13 protein-coding genes and 2 pseudogenes are annotated in these 16,051 nt (G+C 67.3%); 13 read left to right on the top strand and 2 right to left on the bottom strand.

Annotated features, from left to right (window positions below; translation table 11 throughout):
• Positions 1–16: 16 nt before the first annotated feature.
• The gene (locus OH809_RS10585; RefSeq protein WP_406515030.1) at positions 17–1,564 is read right to left on the bottom strand and encodes an ABC transporter substrate-binding protein; all 1,548 of its coding nucleotides are present in this window, start codon (positions 1,562–1,564) and stop codon (positions 17–19) included.
• Positions 1,565–1,881: 317 nt separating this feature from the next.
• Here OH809_RS10585 and OH809_RS10590 point away from each other — a divergent pair, with 317 nt between their 5' ends.
• From OH809_RS10590 to OH809_RS10645, 12 genes and pseudogenes are all read left to right on the top strand, one after another.
• Positions 1,882–2,877, top strand: coding sequence for a TauD/TfdA family dioxygenase (locus tag OH809_RS10590; RefSeq protein WP_406515031.1), 996 nt, complete (start codon positions 1,882–1,884; stop codon positions 2,875–2,877).
• 29 nt (positions 2,878–2,906) lie between these two features.
• Positions 2,907–3,932 carry an ornithine cyclodeaminase family protein gene (locus OH809_RS10595; protein WP_406515032.1) on the top strand — a complete coding sequence of 342 codons (1,026 nt, stop codon included), beginning with the start codon at positions 2,907–2,909 and terminating at the stop codon, positions 3,930–3,932.
• Positions 3,923–5,305: a Y4yA family PLP-dependent enzyme gene (locus OH809_RS10600; RefSeq protein WP_406515033.1), complete on the top strand. Its 1,383-nt coding sequence runs from the start codon at positions 3,923–3,925 to the stop codon at positions 5,303–5,305. The genes OH809_RS10595 and OH809_RS10600 overlap by 10 nt, the downstream gene beginning before the upstream one ends.
• A 30-nt stretch (positions 5,306–5,335) precedes the next feature.
• Entirely contained in the window at positions 5,336–6,364 is a 1,029-nt protein-coding gene (locus tag OH809_RS10605; RefSeq protein ID WP_406515034.1) for a cysteine synthase family protein, read from the top strand.
• A 3-nt stretch (positions 6,365–6,367) separates the two neighbouring features.
• A complete protein-coding gene (locus OH809_RS10610; protein WP_406515035.1) occupies positions 6,368–7,762 on the top strand; it encodes an MATE family efflux transporter in 1,395 nt (464 codons plus the stop codon).
• A 170-nt stretch (positions 7,763–7,932) separates the two neighbouring features.
• Positions 7,933–8,196 (top strand): hypothetical protein, encoded by a 264-nt coding sequence (locus tag OH809_RS10615; RefSeq protein ID WP_406515036.1) that lies wholly within the window; start codon positions 7,933–7,935, stop codon positions 8,194–8,196.
• Positions 8,197–9,034: 838 nt separating this feature from the next.
• Positions 9,035–10,339, top strand: a complete 1,305-nt coding sequence (locus OH809_RS10620) for an MFS transporter (RefSeq protein WP_406422638.1) — start codon at positions 9,035–9,037, stop codon at positions 10,337–10,339.
• The gene (locus tag OH809_RS10625) at positions 10,336–11,559 is read left to right on the top strand and encodes a CaiB/BaiF CoA transferase family protein (RefSeq protein ID WP_406515037.1); all 1,224 of its coding nucleotides are present in this window, start codon (positions 10,336–10,338) and stop codon (positions 11,557–11,559) included. Before OH809_RS10620 ends, OH809_RS10625 begins: the two co-directional genes overlap by 4 nt.
• 63 nt (positions 11,560–11,622) lie before the next feature.
• Positions 11,623–12,771, top strand: a complete 1,149-nt coding sequence (locus tag OH809_RS10630; RefSeq protein ID WP_406422636.1) for an acyl-CoA dehydrogenase family protein — start codon at positions 11,623–11,625, stop codon at positions 12,769–12,771.
• A 109-nt stretch (positions 12,772–12,880) separates the two neighbouring features.
• Positions 12,881–13,096: pseudogene (locus tag OH809_RS10635) on the top strand (SDR family NAD(P)-dependent oxidoreductase); the annotation flags it as partial.
• Positions 13,097–13,200: 104 nt separating this feature from the next.
• A complete protein-coding gene (locus tag OH809_RS10640; protein WP_406515038.1) occupies positions 13,201–14,409 on the top strand; it encodes a thiolase family protein in 1,209 nt (402 codons plus the stop codon).
• A gap of 160 nt (positions 14,410–14,569) precedes the next feature.
• Positions 14,570–15,586: a LysR family transcriptional regulator gene (locus OH809_RS10645; RefSeq protein WP_406515039.1), complete on the top strand. Its 1,017-nt coding sequence runs from the start codon at positions 14,570–14,572 to the stop codon at positions 15,584–15,586.
• A 24-nt stretch (positions 15,587–15,610) separates the two neighbouring features.
• Here OH809_RS10645 and OH809_RS10650 read toward each other — a convergent pair whose 3' ends face one another.
• A complete protein-coding gene (locus tag OH809_RS10650) occupies positions 15,611–15,778 on the bottom strand; it encodes a hypothetical protein (RefSeq protein ID WP_406422633.1) in 168 nt (55 codons plus the stop codon).
• Positions 15,779–15,786: 8 nt separating this feature from the next.
• Between OH809_RS10650 and OH809_RS10655 the strand changes: the two are divergent.
• A pseudogene (locus OH809_RS10655) lies at positions 15,787–16,012 on the top strand (class I SAM-dependent methyltransferase); the annotation flags it as partial.
• Between the last annotated feature and the right edge of the window lie 39 nt (positions 16,013–16,051).

The following is a 16,051-nucleotide window of genomic DNA, read 5'->3' on the forward strand; positions in this document are numbered from 1 at the left end:
TCCTTGGTGGTGCGGCTCAACGCAGCCACACGTTTTCGAGCTGGACCCGGCCGTAACCGGCGAGCTTGGGCAGGCCCTGGACCTTGGAGGCGGCCAGGTCGATGCCGTCGGCCATGCCCCACAGCAGGTAGCCGGAACGCTCGAACTCGATCTGCTGGAGTTCCTTCAGCGCCGCGGCGCGTGCCGTCTCGTCCGCGGTGCCGATGACCTTGCGATAGGAGGCATCGAACTCCTTGTCGGCCCAGCCGGCCTCGTTCTGTCCTGCCTCGCTGACCATGGTCTTGGAGGCGAAGAACACGACCGAGTCGTTGGTGCCCCAGTAGGTGGTGTAGAAGTCCCCGGCCTTCCAGGTCTTCTCCCAGAAAGCGCCGGACTCCTGCTTGACGACCTGGACCTTGATACCGGCCTCGCGGGCCTGGTTGGCGAAGAGGGTCGCGGACTCAGCGAGTCCGGGGATGTCCTCGGTGGTGACGAGCTTGTACGTCTTGGACCGGTCGAACTTGGCCTCGGCCAGCAGCTTCTTGGCCTTGGCCAGGTCCCGCTTGCGCTGGGGGATGCCAGTGGCGAGGTTGGGGTCGCCGGTGCCCATGATGTCGTTGGCGACAGTGCCGTACCCGGACAGAACCTGCTTGATCATGGCGTCGCGGTCGACGACCAGCCGCATGGCCTCGCGCACCCGCACGTCGGCGAAGGGGCTGCCGGCCGCGGTGCGCATCACGATCGGCATCGCCATGTCGTTGGGGCGGCGCAGTACCTGGATGTCCTTGCGGGACTCCGCAGTGCGGGCGGCGACCGCCCCGGCGTTGGAGGCGACGTCGATCTGACCGGCGAGCAGAGCGTTGGCCATCGCCTGTGGCGTTTCGAACATGGTGACCTCGATGGCGTCGAGGTGCACGGTGCCGCCGTACCACTTGTCGTTCTTCACCAGGCGGGCGTTGCCGCCGCGGAACCAGTCCAGCTTGAACGGGCCCGCACCGGGAGCCTTCTCCAGTTCGGAGTCCTTGGTGTCCTTCTTCAGGACGAACGTCGTCAGGCGGGTCAGCAGCGGCAGTTCGGCGTTGGCGTAGTCGGAGACCAGTACGACGGTGTCGCTGCCCTCGGCCGTGATGTTCTCCGGCTTGATTCCGGGCAGCCGTGCGGCGCCGGAGGGGGTGTTGCGCAGCCGCTTGAGTGACCACACCACGTCCTGGGCCGTCACCGGGCTGCCGTCATGGAAGACCGCCCCCTTGGCGATCTTGAACTTCCAGGTCTTCAGGTCGGGTGACGGCTCCCACGAAGACGCAAGGCGCGGGGCCGTGTTGGGCTTGGCGCCGGGGATGGTCAGGGTGTCGTAGACCAGGGCGAGGATGAGGTAGTCGCTCTCGTTGGCCTGGGTGCCGTGCGGGTCGCGGGTGATGGCGCTCGCCCGGCCCAGGGCCCCCACGCGCAGGGTGCCGCCGTTCTTGGGCTTGCCGTCCCCCGCAGCCGGCTTGGAGGCGGTGCCACCCTCGTTCGACGAGCAGGCGGCGAGCAGGGCGGTCACGCCTATCGATCCGCCGGCCCAAAGCACTTGGCGCCTGTTCATGTTCACGTACGTCCTCAATCCACTGAAAGCAACGGGGTGACTTAGGTTTGCCTATCCTAATGACAACCATTCCCGCAAGCGACCGTCCACGTATGGGGTACATGTCCGAATCCGCTCGATGAACGTGGCTGATGAATAAGGTTTGCCTTACCTAAGTTTCCTGCTAGCGTTCGAGGCGTCCACCGGTTCCCGCAGAGTCACGACCGGCCGTCAGCCATCCGTCGGGTCGCTCCAGTTCACGAGTCATCACGCGAAGTGCCATGAGCACGCCAAGGGGCCGGATTCCCCCGCCATCCGACCGAAACGGATTCTTCGCCATGAGCACGGCAGCCGCACCTGTCCGACAGCTCGATCCCCACACCGTGGGTGAACTCCTCGAGGCCGCGGACAAACTCCTCGCCGAGTTCGGCACCTCCGCCACGAGCCCCGAGCTCCTTGCTCATGTCGCCCAGGTCGCAGGCGAGTTCAGCCCGGCCCTGCGCCACCACTGCCGCCCCGTCGACACCGCAGACGGACTCTTCGTCCTGCGCGGCCTCGACGTCGACGACGACGCGGTCGGCCCCACACCCACCAGTTGGGCAACCGCCGGGGACAGTGGCGCTGTCTACGACATAGCCTTGCTGCTGCTGGCCACAGCGATGGGCAACCCCATCGCGTGGGAAGGCCAGCAGGACGGTCGGTTCGTCCACAACATCGTCCCCTCCCCGGGGCACGAGACCGAGCAGACCGGCGCGTCCAGCAGCGTTCTACTGAGCCCGCACACCGAGGACGCCTTCCACCCCGGACGCGCCCACCTGTTGATGCTGGGCTGCATGCGCAACCACGACAACATAGCCACCACCGCCGCCAGCATCCGCAGGACCCGTCTCGCGGACGCCGATATCGACCTGCTGACCCGCCCGGTGCTGCCGATCCTGCCCGACGACGCCTACGAGGCCGCCCAGGAATACGCCGACGAGGCCCCGCCTGCCGTACCCGCCCTGTTCGCCACCAAGGACGGCATGACGTTGCGGTTCGACCCGGCGTACACACCTCTCGACGACGCCGACGCTGCCTACAGGGGCGCCTACGGGCGGCTGTCGGACGAACTCGCCCGCGTCTCGATCGCCGTCAGTCTCAGCCCGGACGAGGTCCTGGTCGTCGACAACGACCTGGTCGTCCACGGTCGGGTCCCCTTCAGCGCCCGCTACGACGGCACCGACCGATGGCTCAAGCGTGCCTCCGTCCGCGTCCCCGGCCGGCGCACCCGCCCGCCGGCCGAAGCCGCGGAGCACGGGTACGGTCAGGCCGCCCTCGAAGCGCACGCGAGCTGAACACCCGCCCCGCACCGGAGGAATCACTCATGACCGACACCTCGGCTGCCCCCGTCGCCACCCCGATGTCCAGCGACGACAAGCACCTGCGGATCCTGTCCACCACCGACCTCGCCGGGATCGACATATCCCTGGCCGACGTGGTGTCCACAGTGGAAGGCGCCTATCGCACCCTCTACGCCGGCCAGTCCGACAACCCCCGCAAGCTCACCGTCAAACCGCAGGACGGACACTCCGTCTCCTACGCGATGCTGGGCCGGGACGGCACCCGCAATGTCGTGGCGATCAAGACCTCGTACAAGCACGGCCTGGACAAAGGCCGCGACGAACAGCACTACTACACGGCGCTGACGATCTACGACGACATCACCGGGCTGCCGGTGGCGATGATGGACTGCTCCCGTATCGGCTCCCTGCGCACGCCGGCCGTCTCCGCTCTGCTCGCCCGTGAATGCGCGGCCCCCGGTGCCCGCTCCGCATTGGTCATCGGCACGGGAACCCAAGGACGCCTCGCCCTGCCGTTCCTGCTCACCACGCTTCCCGCACTGGACCGGCTGATGGTGTTCGGCACCCACTCCGAAGGCATCACCGCCGTCCGTGAACAGTTGCGCGCCCACTTCCCCGACCGGGACGTGGAGTTCGTCACCGACCTGCGGGCCGCTGCCTCGGATGCCGACGTCATCGTCGCGACAGCCGGCGCCCACACCCCGGCCGCCGTCGAGGCAGGCTGGCTCAGGCCCGGCGCGCTGTCCATCCTTGTCGGGCACGGACTTACGCCATCGACCTTGCACCGGGCGGACCGCGTCATCGCCACCAGCGAAGCGCAGATGAACGTCACCGGCACCGACATGGCCGACGCCGACGGCAAACTCCCCGCCGTCGACGCCGAGTTCCCGCCCGTGATCGCCGGGAACACGGCCGGCCGCCTCAGCAACACCGAGCGGATCTTCGCCTACAACAGCGGTCTCGTCGTCACCGACATCGCGCTCGGCCACCGCTTCGCGCAACTTGCCCTCGCCCAGGGCCTGGGCACCGAGGTACCGCTGTGGCAGTGACCGACCCACACACCACGAACGTGCCGACGCTGCCCGCCCACAGCGACCCGGACACCGATGGCGTGCTGGACAGCGGGTTGCTGCACGAGTTGTCCTATGCCTTCGGCGGCCCCTTCCACTTCCTGTTGCCGCACCGCTTCGACAACAACCTCGCTGCCTTCCGCACCGTGCTGGGCGACGCCGGAGTGGACGGGCGGGTGTACTACGCGAAGAAGGCCAACAAGGCGGCCGTGTGGATGGAACGCTGCGCCGCCCATCAGGCCGGCGTCGACGTGGCCAGCGTGGGGGAGCTGCGCGAGGCCCTCGGACACGGGGTGCGTGGCGAGAACGTCGTTGTCACCGGCCCCGCCAAGAGCGATGAACTGCTGCGGCTGGCCATCCTCCAGGGCTGCCTGGTCGCCGTCGACGCGCTCGATGAACTGGACCTGCTCATCACCCTGGCGCTGACCGGCGTGGTGAGTCCGGCCCGACTGCTGCTGCGCCGCCTGCCCCCCACACAACCGCACAGCCGCTTCGGCATGAACGCCGGTGAGCTGGAGACCGCGCTGGACCGGTGCGTGCGCGCCGGGGACGCCGTGCGGATGGAAGGCTTCAGCTTCCATCTGTCCGGCTACGCCACCCAGCCGCGCACCGAACTCGCCGCAGAACTCGTCGACCTCTGCCTCACGGCCCGGGTACGGGGACTGCAGGCCGACCGGATCAGCATCGGCGGCGGCTTCGCAGTCGACTACAGCTCAGCCGAGCACTGGCACACCTTCCTCGCCGACCAGCGCCCGGAGCACTACCACGCACGCAAAACGTTCCAGCACGGCGACTTCTACCCCTACCACTCCCCGGTCTCCGGAGCCGACGCACTGAGCACCATCCTGGCCGCCGTTCCCGAGGGCGGGCACACCAGCCTGGCCGGCCGCCTCAAGGAGACCGGGACGCTGCTGATGATGGAGCCTGGCCGCGCCCTGCTGGCCGGGGCAGGCTCGACGGTCTTCTGCGTGCAAGGAGTGAAGGACCGCGACGGCTACCGGATCGTCACCGTCGACGGAACCAGCCTGAGCCTGTCCGAGCAGTGGTTCAACAGCGAATACCTGCCCGACCCTCAGCTGGTGACCTCCACCGGCCGCCCCTCCGGCAGCGACACCCACCCCACGTGCGTGGGAGGAGCGTCCTGCCTGGAGTCGGACATGGTCACCTGGCGCAAGATCCCCCTGCCCGTCCGCCCCAGGACCGGCGACCTCCTGGTCTACCCGAACACCGCCGGCTACCAGATGGACTCCAACGAGTCCCCCTTCCACGATCTGCCGCTGCCCCCCAAGGTCGTACTCGACCACCTGGGCGACCGCCCGCGCTGGCGTCTGGACCGCCGACCCGCCTGCTGACTTCCCCCCAACCCACCCAGGAGTCTTCCCATGAACGAGGCACTCGCCCGCCCCGCCGTGGTCTCCCACGTATCCGACCTCATCGGATACACCCCCCTGCTGGAGCTCGCCACCACAGAGACCGGCAGCCGCCTCCTGCTCAAACTGGAGATGTACAACCCGACCGGAACAGCCAAGATCCGTATGGCCCGTGCAATGATCGACGCCGCCGAGGCGGCCGGAGACCTGCGGCCCGGTGGCCGGATCATCGAGTCGACCTCCGGCAACACCGGCCTCGGCCTGGCCGTCATCGCAGCTGAACGCGGCTACACCTTCACCGCCGTCGTCGACCACCACGCTGCCGCCGACAAGCTGCGCGCCATGAAGACGCTGGGTACCGAACTCGTCTACGTCGTCGACGACGGCACCGAGGAACTCGCCACCGCCGCCCGCGAGGAACTCGCCGAGGAAATGGCCCGCGCCCAGGACAACACCATCTTCACCGAGCAGCACAACAACCCCGCCAACGGCGTTGGCTACTTCCCCGTCGCCCACGAACTCCACCAGGCACTTGCAGGGAACGTCGACGTGCTCATCGGCGCCGTCGGCACCGGCGGTGGTCTGTGCGGCACGGCCCGCGAGCTGCGCACCCTCATACCCGGCTTTTCGACCATCGGCGTCGAGCCGAAGGGGTCGATCGCTTTCGGAGGCCCGGCGCACGACTACTACCAGTCGGGCACCGGAACGCCCGAGGGCGCCGAGATCGGCGCCCTGGTCGACTTCGGCCTCATCGACGACGGCGTCAAGGTCGGCGACGTCGAAGCGTTCGCCACGTGCCGCGCTGTCGCCCGCACGGGCTTGCTCATCGGCGGCTCCGCCGGCGGCGTCGTCCACGAGGCGCTGACCCGCCTGCCGGCGCTGCCGCCGGGCACGACTATGGTCGCCCTCATCAACGACGGCGGTGAGAAGTACATGGACACCGTCTTCAACGACGACTGGATGCAGGAACGCGACCTCCTCGACCGCGGGGTGGAACGCGAGATCGACGAACTCCTCACCAAACTCCGCAGGAACCGATAGCCCATGCTGACCACCCTCCTCCGCGACAGCCGCGCCCTGGCCGGCCTGGCCGTGCCGCTCGTCCTCACGCAGCTCGCGCAGGTCGCCCTGACGACCACCGACACCGTGATGATGGGCCTGCTCGGCACCCAGGAGCTCGCCGCCGGCGGCCTGGCCATCGTGATCTTCAATCAACTCCGCACCATGGGCGTCGGCCTGGTCACGTCCGTCGGCAACCAGATAGCCGCCGCTGCGGCCCGAGCCGAAAGCAGCGGAACAGGCCACGACGAGGAGGGCCGGGAGGAGATCCGCGCCATCGTGCGGGCGAGCCTGGCCGTCGCCACGCTCGCCGGCATCGCGGGGGCCATCCTCATGATCCTCATCGGCCAGGGTCTGACCTGGCTGGGTCAGGATGCCGCGGTCGTCGCACGGACCCAGCCCATGCTCATCGCGCTGGCTCCGGGCCTCTTGCCCTGTCTGTGGTTCCAGGCCATCCGGCAGTTCACCGTCGGCATGCGCCGCCCCCAGGCCCTGCTGCAGATCACCATTGCCTCCGTCGCTGCCAACGCCGGCCTGAACTGGGTCCTCATCCACGGCTCGTTCGGCCTGCCCCGGCTCGGCCTGACCGGCATCGGCATCGCCACCTCCACCGTCTACCTGCTGTCCTTCCTCGCCCTCTACCTCTTCGCGAAGAAGGACAGCGAGCTCGCCCCCCTGCTCACGCTGAACATTGCCAAGGCCGACCCGGCCACCGTCAAACGTCTCGTCGGGCTCGGCATCCCGATCGCCGCGACGTACGGCTCCGAGGCCGGCTTCTTCTCCATCACCGCCCTGATGGCGGGCTCCTTCGGCCCCGACGCACTCGCCGCTCACACCGCGGTCAACCAGCTCGTCTACATCGTCTTCCAGGTCGCCGTCGGCCTCTCCCACGCCGCCTCCATCAACGTGAGCCGCGCGCTGGCCCTCGGCCACCACGACAACGCCCGCCGCCTCAAGAACACCGCACTCGCCTGCGCCGCCGCCGTCATGACTCTTGTCGGCATCATCTACCTCGCCCTGCCCCGCCTGGTTCTGGCCCCGTTCCTGGACTCCGGCTCCGACCAGGCCCTGACCATCGCCACCCAACTGCTCTTCGTCGCCGCCTTCCTGCAGTTCTTCGACTGCGCCCAGAACATCGGCGTCGGCCTGCTGCGCGGACTCGACGACACCAAGAGCGGATTCCGCATCACACTCATCGGCTACTGGGCCGTCGGCCTGCCCGCGGCATGGCTCCTCGCCTACGCCCTGGACCTCGAAGCCGTGGGTATCTGGCTCGGCCTGCTCACCGGCCTCGCCACCACCGCCATCCTGCTCCTGCGCCGCTACTCCGCCTCCCTCACCGCACGAGCCGGCGACCGGACATCCGTCGCGGCAGCCTGAACCGGACCGACACCTACCTCACGGCACAGGACACAAGGAGGACCGAAGCGAGTGGCCGAACACCCGCAGGGTGAGTCAAGGCGCCACGACGCGTCGGCGCGCTCCATCGTGGCGGCCCTCGTCACACCCCGCGAGACGATCGACCACACCCTCGTCTCGATCTTCACGGGATGGCCGTGCTCTCCGAGGAGAACGCCCTGTGGCGGGCCAACGCCATCCCCTACGACCTGTGCCACGTGGGACGGGTGGCCGCGGTGGCCCCGGTACCGCTTGCCGGACGCGCGCCGACTTCTGCCGCCGACGAGCGCCGGGAGTCGGAGGTCTCCCGATGGTTGTCACTCTTCGAGGCGCCCAAGGATCGCAACGAGGAAGGCCGCAGCTCTGCGACGCTGCGCACCCGGCGTGGCGGTCACCCTCCCGGGCACCCGAAGTAGCAACCGGCACACGAAGCGAATGCGTCCCCGGGACTCTCTGGGACTTCTCTGGGACTTTCAGCTGCATCAGCGGGCATGAACGTGAAGACCTGAAATCGCATTCATGCAGGTCAGCAACCTGAGACCGCCGAACGCAGCAGGTCACGGGGTCGCCTGGTCTCTTCCAATACCGCCGTCCGAGTCGAGGCGCCGACGGAGGCGGCGTGGACCTAAAGGATCCACTCGGCCAGGAGCCCGGTCGTCCCGCTGCCTTGCCGACCTCGCCTGCACAGCCGATGCCCCCACCTCGGAATCTCCCTGGCCAGCCGCAGGACGAGCGCGTGGGTCGCCGCTCGGGTGGGCGGACATCCGGTGCGTCGGCGGGCGGTGCAGTTCCACTTCGCGGCGACGAACCTGCAGGGCCGGGAGAGCAGAGGTCCTGAAGGCAAGGGAAGACCGCGTACCAGCGCCGCCGGGGTATGAGCCCCGAGAGGGCGGCGAACCAGAACCGGTGCGCTGACTCATGGCGGACCGGGGCGGACAGCCGGCGGCGCAGAGCCGCGTTCTCGTGTCGTAGAACGGGCAGTGCCACGTCCGTCGAGGTGGTCCCCGATTCCCGTACCGTCGAGTCGAGGTGGTCCCCGATTCCCGTACCGGTGATCTATAGGCAGCCGCAGTTGGTTCGGGTGAATATCGGTCTTGGACGCGATCAGTCGGCGTGACTTGAATAAGGCGATGCGAGATCGCAACCCGGTCTTCGCGGTTTGTAAGGCGAGCAGACATCCGGCCCTGCCCCGATCGCATCGGTCCATCGCATCTGGCGCCTCGCCCCTCATGTCCCTCACTGCGAGGAATTTTCATGACTCGAACGATGTCGAAGGCGGCACCGGCCGCAGCCTCAGCAACAAAGACCGGCGCGTGGTGTGTCACCGTGCTGCTGGCGCTGTTCATGCTGATCAATTATGCGGACAAGGCCGTGATGGGCTTTGCTGCTCAGAACATCCTGAAGGATCTAGGAATCACGGCACAGCAGTTCGGTGTCATCCAAAGCGCCTTTTTCTGGCTGTTCTTCGCAGGAGCCATCCTCTTGGGCGTGCTCTCCACCAAGATCGGACTGCGCCGGCTCCTGGCCATCCTCATGCTCGTCTGGGTTGCCACCATGGTGCCGCTGGTCGGGACCGTCGGCTTCACCATGCTCATGCTCTGCCGACTCATCCTCGGGTTCGCTGAGGGGCCGGCCTATGCGCTCGCCAACCATGCCGTCCACTCGCGGTTCCCGGCTGAGAAGCGGGCGCTTCCCGCGGGAGTTGTCGCGGCGGGGGCTTCGCTCGGCCCGGTCCTGATGGCGCCGATCCTGACGTGGGTGATCGTCAGGTGGTCGTGGCACGCCGCCTTCGGCGTGCTTGTCGTAGCAGGCGCGATCTGGGTGGTCCTCTGGCTGGCGTTCGGCAAGGACGCCCCCGCCGCATCGGCTGCCTCGCAGGCCGCGGAGTCCGAGGTCGTCGACGCCCCGTTCACCGACCTCATCAGAAGTGGCACGCTCATCGGTGTCGCGCTGCTCATGTTCTTCGGGTACTGGTCGACGACTCTGAAGGTCGCCTGGCTTCCGCTCTACCTGTCGGACGGCCTGGGCTACTCGACGCTCGCAACCGGGCGCCTGGTCATGATTCCGTACGCGGTGGCCGCGATCGGATCCATCTCTGTCGGCGCACTCTCCAACCGTCTCCTGGCCAAGGGCGTGTCCCGCCGGGTAGCGCGCGGATACCTGACGGGCGCACTCGTCGTGGCCTCCGGCGTAGCGATGTACGGCTTCACGGTCCTCGGTCAAGGCATGCTGCAGATGGTTCTGATCACCTTGGCATTCTCCCTCAACACCGCCTCCTACGCGGTTGCCATCACCGCTGTTGCGGACATCGTGCACCCTCGGAAGCGAGGTGCGGTGATGGGCGGCTTGGTCGCGATATCGAGCATCGCCGGCGTCATTTCACCCTTGGTTCTCGGGTACTTCGTCGAGAACGCCGCAAACAAGATAGCCGGATATGGTCAGGGCTTTGCCCTCGTAGGTGTGCTCGTCGCCGTCGGCAGTGTCTTCGCGACCTTCATGGTTCACCCGGATCGCGACCTCGCCAAGTTCCGTGTCCGAGTTCAAGGGAGTGTCCGATGACCAAGCCGCTGGAAGGTGTCCGCGTCATCGACTTCGGTCAGTTCATCGCGGCACCCGCTGCCGCGCAACTCCTCGGCGACATGGGCGCCGAAGTGATCAAGATCGAGCCCGTCAACGGCGAATCCGCCCGAGCGATCGGCGTGCCCGGCCAGGCCATGCTCAACGCCTACAGCCGGAACAAACGCGGTGTCGCGCTGGATCTGAAGGATCCCCGCGGTCAGCGGATCGCGCAGGAACTGATAGCCGGTGCCGACATCGTGGTCCAGAACCTTCGCCCCGGCGTGATGCAGTCCTTGGGGTTGGGGGCTCAGACCATACGCTGCAGACACCCGGGGATCATCTATGCCACGGTCAGCGGCTTCGGGTTGCACGGCCCCTCCAGGCTGCGAGCAGGCCTGGACATCGCGGCACAGGCCGAGAGCGGCATCATGTGGGTGACCGGTGAGCCGGACCGGGAGCCCCAGAAGGTCGGCTTCCAGGTTGTCGACTCGACCACTGCCTACGTCTGCGCCCAGGCCATCCTCGGCGCCTACATCCGGCGCCTTCGCACCGGGCACGGAGACGAGGTCGAGGTCTCCCTCCTCGAAGTCGCGGTCCACCTGCAGGCTCCCAACTGGGGTACCTACCTGCTGACCGGTAAAGAACCCATCCGCACCGGAAACGGTCAGCCGGCCCTGGCCCCAGCGGCCGACGTCATGCCCACCAGCGATGGTGCCTTGGTCGTCTCCGCCTATTCGGACGCCCACTTCGAGCGGCTCTGCCGACTACTGCGACGGCCGGAGCTGGCCTTGGACGAGCGCTTCGCGACGAACGGCGCACGAATCCGCCACCGCCCCGAGATGCTGGGTGAGCTTCGCCCCGAGTTCGCGACGATGACCACGGACGAGGCCATGAGCCTGCTGGCAGACAACGGCGTGGTGGCCGGCCGCATCAACACGTACGGCCGGGCGATGGCGAGCCCAGATGTCGAGGCATCCGGAATCTTCATCAACGTGACCGACGTAGCAGGTCACGAGACGACCACACTCGGATCGCCGTGGCACCTCGGCAGCGTCCCCGAGTTGTCCGGGAACGGAGCCCCCGAGCTCGGCCAGCACACCGCTGAAGTGCTCACAGAGCTGGGCTACGACTCCGAGGCCATCCGCACGCTCGAAGCAGCAGGGGTCGTCCACTCGCTCGAAGTCGACCGGACCGGAGCACGCGTGGCGCCGCACCGCTGAAGACGAGCCGCAACAAGCCGCCCGAAGAACTACCCAATCCACCCCCAGTCCAAGGAGTACCGCATGGAACGGAATCTGTTCGACGAGCAGCACGACGCATTTCGTGCCACCGTCCGCCAATTCATGGCCAAGGAGGTGGCGCCCAACATGCCGGAGTGGGAATCGGCAGGAATGGTTCCGCGCGAGCTGTTCAAGAAGACCGCCCAGATCGGGATCAACGGCCTGCAGGTGCCGGAAGCCTTTGGCGGCGCCGGCGTCGGCAGCTTCCTCTTCAACGCCATCGTGTTCGAGGAGATCGGCTACGCCGCCGCATCGCTCGGTGGTCTGCAGGTGCACCTCAACACTGTGCTGCCCTACTTCCTGGAGTACGCCAACGACGAACAGAAGTCGCGCTGGTTCCCCGGGTTCGCCGACGGAGACCTCATCGCATCCATCGCCATGACCGAACCCGGAACGGGGTCGGATCTGGCCGGGATGACCACCACCGCCGTGCGCGACGGCGATGACTACATCCTGAACGGAGCCAAGACGTTCATCACGGGCGGGATCAACGCGGATCTCGTCATCGTGGTCGCGAGAACCGGCCGTGATGTGGAGAACCGGCGTGATGGGCTCTCGCTCCTGGTCGTCGAGTCCGGAATGGACGGCTTCGCCCGCGGGCGCAACCTCGAGAAGCTGGGTCTGAAGTCCTCAGACACCGCGGAGTTGCTCTTCGACCATGTCCGGGTGCCGGCCCGCAACGTGCTGGGCGCGGAAGGCGGCGCCTTCGCCATGCTCACCAACAATCTGGCCCAGGAACGGCTCTCCATCTCGATCACCGCACAGGCGACCGCGACCGCGGCGCTGAACCTGGCAATCGACTACGTCCGGGAGCGCAAGGTCTTCGGGCGGCGCGTCGCGGACTTCCAGAACACCAAGTTCGTGCTGGCGGACTGCGCTACTGAGCTGGAAGCATCCCAGGCGCTGATCGACCGGGCCGTCGTCGGGCTGGACGCCCGCACCCTGACTCCGGCCGATGCCGCCAAGGTCAAGCTGTTCGCGACCGAGACACAAGCTCGTGTCATCGACCGGTGCCTGCAGTTGCACGGCGGCTACGGATACATGCGTGAGTACCCGATCTCCAGGCTGTACGCGGACGCCCGGGTCACCCGGATCTTCGGCGGCACCAGCGAAGTGATGAAGAGCGTGATCTCGAAGTCCCTGGCTCTCTGAGCATCGCACCACGAGCCATGTCCTCACCTGAAAGACCGCAGAACTCGGGCCTTCCGCGTGATCGGAACAAGGCGGTCAGCAGCCGCCCCGAACTGGATGAAGGAACCACATGCACATCAAGGGGATCCATACCGTCGTGACGGGAGGCGCTTCGGGACTCGGGTTGGCAACCGCGAGTCGCTTGGTGTCAGAAGGTGCGACGGTCACGCTGCTCGACCTTCCCGCATCGGCAGGCGCGGAACAGGCCGAAGCGCTCGGCTCGGCCGCACGGTTCGTCCCCGTCGACGTCACCGACCCGGACGAGGTCACCGCTGCCTTCGCAACCGCTTCGGAGCAGGGCGTCATTCGCCGCGGCGTTCGCCGAGCGCAGAACGCCTGCCTGGACCGCGAGCTGAAATTCGAGACCCGACACAGAGTAAGGAAACAACCATGCGTGATGCTGTCATCGTCGAGGCAGTTCGCAGCCCGATCGGGCGGCGGGCGGGCGGACTTGGAGAAGTTCATCCGGCCGACCTGTCAGCCGCTCTGCTCAACGCACTGTCCGAGCGGTCCGGGATCGACCCGGCGTTCGTCGAGGACGTCATATGGGGGTGCGTTGCCCAAGTTGGCGAACAGGCCGGCAACATCGCCCGCTACGCGGTCCTGACGGCCGGCTGGCCAGAGAGCGTCCCCGGCACGACCATCGACCGCCAGTGCGGCTCCAGCCAGCAGGCGATTCACTTCGCTGCCGCATCAGTGATTTCGGGACAGTGTGACGTGGCCGTCGCCGGAGGCGTGGAGAGCATGTCCCGGATTCCCATGGGATCGGCGCGACGAGCCGGTCCGGGCGTACCGTCCAGCAGCCGGCTGCTGCGACGGTACGACGGCGTCGAGTTCAGTCAGGGCACCGGTGCCGAGATCCTGGCCAAGCGGTATGACCTGAGCCGGACTTGGCTCGACGAGTACAGTCTCGAGTCGCACGCGCGGGCTGCCGCGGCTGTCGACCAGGGCCGCTTCGCCAAGGAGATCGCCTCGATCGAGACGCCGGACGGATCAGTGGTCCTGGCCGACGAGGGCATCCGACGCGACTCGAACATGGAGAAGCTCGCCGCCCTGAAGCCGCCATTCGACGCCAACGGTCGCATTACGGCAGGGAACGCGTCGCAGATCTCCGATGGAGCCGCTGCGGTGCTGATCACGACGAGCGAGCGGGCACGGAGCCTCGGGCTGACCTCACTGGCCCGGATCCACACCGCAACGGTCGTTGCGGACGACCCCGTCGCGATGCTGGCGGGACCCATACCCGCGACTGCCAAGGCTTTGAGGCTGGCCGGGCTGGGGCTGGACGAGATCGGAGCATTCGAGGTCAATGAAGCGTTTGCCAGTGTCGTCGGGGCATGGCTGAAGGAGACGGGAGCTCGGCAGGAGCTCGTGAACCCGAACGGCGGAGCCATCGCGCTCGGGCACCCGTTGGGTGGCTCCGGAGCCCGGCTGGCCACGACGCTGCTCCACCACATGCAGGCCGAAGGGATTCGCTACGGGCTGCAGACCATGTGCGAGGCCGGAGGGATGGCCAATGCCACGATCTTCGAGAACCTTGCCCCCGGCGCGAAGCGCCAGCAGCCGCGGCAACTGAAGACCGCACAGAACCCGTTCTGAAGCGGGTCGGCCGGCTCTCGACACGCTGGACTTCATCGAACAGCGGGGCCTTCGCCGCCCGGGCCCTGGCCATCCGCGTACGTGGAAGTCCACGATCTGCGCCCACCGCCGTTCCGGAGGCTGCGTCGACACGCCGGGGCCGGAACATTACGCTTTCCGCATGGATCTGCGTCAGATGGAGTACTTTCTCGCAGTTGTCGACCATGGCGGGGTCAACAAGGCCGCTGCGGCCCTGCGAGTGGCGCAACCTTCCTTGTCGCAGGCCGTTCGCAAACTCGAAAACGACCTCGGTGTCGAGCTGTTCTTCCGGGTCGGCCGGGGGCTCGTCCTGGCGCCCGCCGGCGAAGCATTCGTCGGCCCCGCCCGCATGATTCTCCGCGGGGTCGATGCCGCGCAGAATGCGGTCCGGGATGTCAGCGAGGTGCGCACCGGACGAATTGACATTGCGTCCTTGTCGGATCTGTCCACGGACCCGCTCTCTGTCTGGGTCGCCAGATTTCGAGCGCTGCATCCGGAAATCAGGTTCCGGATAGAGGAGCGCGATGATCCGGCCGACGTCATCGCAATGGTCAAGTCAGGGGCCTGCGAACTAGGGTTTCTCTCCGCGCCCGTACCCGGCGACGATGTAGTGGCGGAGGAACTGGTGGACCAGCGACTCGTACTCGTCAGCCCCCCGGGCACCGAGGACCGGTGGCCGGCCCGCGTACCTGTCAGGGCGTTGTCCGGTGTGCCCCTGGTGCTGGGGGAGCGTGGCACCGCAACAAGGGACTACATCGAGAAAATGTTGCGGACCCACGATGTCGAACCACGCATCGTCGTGGAGGTCCGGCAACGAGGTGCCGTCTTGCCGATGGTTCTCGCCGGCGGTGCAGTCGCCATCATCCCCCTGCGAGTGGCTTTGGACGCTCGACACCGGGGTGGTGTGCTGAGAGAACTCACTCCGGGCCTGTCGATGGGGATCGAGGCGATCCACCGGCGTGCCAAGTTGACCAGCGCGACATCGCAGTTCCTGGCCTTTGCGAAGCAGTCGCTGAACGACTGGGTTCGCGCCATCGAACGACGCATGGCCGAAGGTGACTCACTCGTCGATGCCGCCGTGCGCACGGCGAACGCGACGGACCGGAGAGTACGCCAGGCCAACCTCGACATATCCCCTTGGGGCGATCGGCGAGTCTAGCTCCGTTCTTCGCGGGTAGCTCGTTCAGGTCTCTGGCCAGCGGGGATGTGTCGGTTCCAGGCCGAGGAGGTCGAGGAGGTGGAGCTGTACGCCCCGGCTGATGACGATGGTGGGCGGGGCGGTGGCGCTGCCGACCCGCAGGCGCAGGCCGGACAGGTGGTAGAAGATCATTCGTCCGGTGGGGCGGGCCATCTGGTTGAGTGACGGCGGACTTCGAGAGCTGGCCGCTGCTGGAGGAGCCGTTCGACGCGGTCGTCTCAGCGACGGCGATCCACTGGATCGACCCGGCGATGCGGATGGCCAAGGCCGCCGACGCGCTGCGTTCGGACGGGGCGCTCGCCGTGGTGCGCAGCCAGCATGTGATGGGCGGCACCGAGGAGTTCTTCGTCGAGGTCCAGCGCTGCTACGAGCGCTTCGACCCGGGACGGCGCGGCCAGCGGAACACGGGTTCACGGATCGTACGCC

Source organism: Streptomyces sp. NBC_00873 (genome assembly GCF_045207415.1).
Taxonomy (GTDB): Bacteria; Actinomycetota; Actinomycetes; order Streptomycetales; family Streptomycetaceae; genus Streptomyces.

What these genes read in the sequence shown, in the direction of transcription:
- OH809_RS10585 (WP_406515030.1), bottom strand. Translation starts at nt 1,564, where the DNA reads ATGAACAGGCGCCAAGTGCTTTGGGCCGGCGGATCGATAGGCGTGACC.
- OH809_RS10590 (WP_406515031.1), top strand. Translation starts at nt 1,882, where the DNA reads ATGAGCACGGCAGCCGCACCTGTCCGACAGCTCGATCCCCACACCGTG.
- OH809_RS10595 (WP_406515032.1), top strand. Translation starts at nt 2,907, where the DNA reads ATGACCGACACCTCGGCTGCCCCCGTCGCCACCCCGATGTCCAGCGAC.
- OH809_RS10605 (WP_406515034.1), top strand. Translation starts at nt 5,336, where the DNA reads ATGAACGAGGCACTCGCCCGCCCCGCCGTGGTCTCCCACGTATCCGAC.
- OH809_RS10610 (WP_406515035.1), top strand. Translation starts at nt 6,368, where the DNA reads ATGCTGACCACCCTCCTCCGCGACAGCCGCGCCCTGGCCGGCCTGGCC.
- OH809_RS10615 (WP_406515036.1), top strand. Translation starts at nt 7,933, where the DNA reads ATGGCCGTGCTCTCCGAGGAGAACGCCCTGTGGCGGGCCAACGCCATC.
- OH809_RS10620 (WP_406422638.1), top strand. Translation starts at nt 9,035, where the DNA reads ATGACTCGAACGATGTCGAAGGCGGCACCGGCCGCAGCCTCAGCAACA.
- OH809_RS10625 (WP_406515037.1), top strand. Translation starts at nt 10,336, where the DNA reads ATGACCAAGCCGCTGGAAGGTGTCCGCGTCATCGACTTCGGTCAGTTC.
- OH809_RS10630 (WP_406422636.1), top strand. Translation starts at nt 11,623, where the DNA reads ATGGAACGGAATCTGTTCGACGAGCAGCACGACGCATTTCGTGCCACC.
- OH809_RS10640 (WP_406515038.1), top strand. Translation starts at nt 13,201, where the DNA reads ATGCGTGATGCTGTCATCGTCGAGGCAGTTCGCAGCCCGATCGGGCGG.
- OH809_RS10645 (WP_406515039.1), top strand. Translation starts at nt 14,570, where the DNA reads ATGGATCTGCGTCAGATGGAGTACTTTCTCGCAGTTGTCGACCATGGC.
- OH809_RS10650 (WP_406422633.1), bottom strand. Translation starts at nt 15,778, where the DNA reads ATGGCCCGCCCCACCGGACGAATGATCTTCTACCACCTGTCCGGCCTG.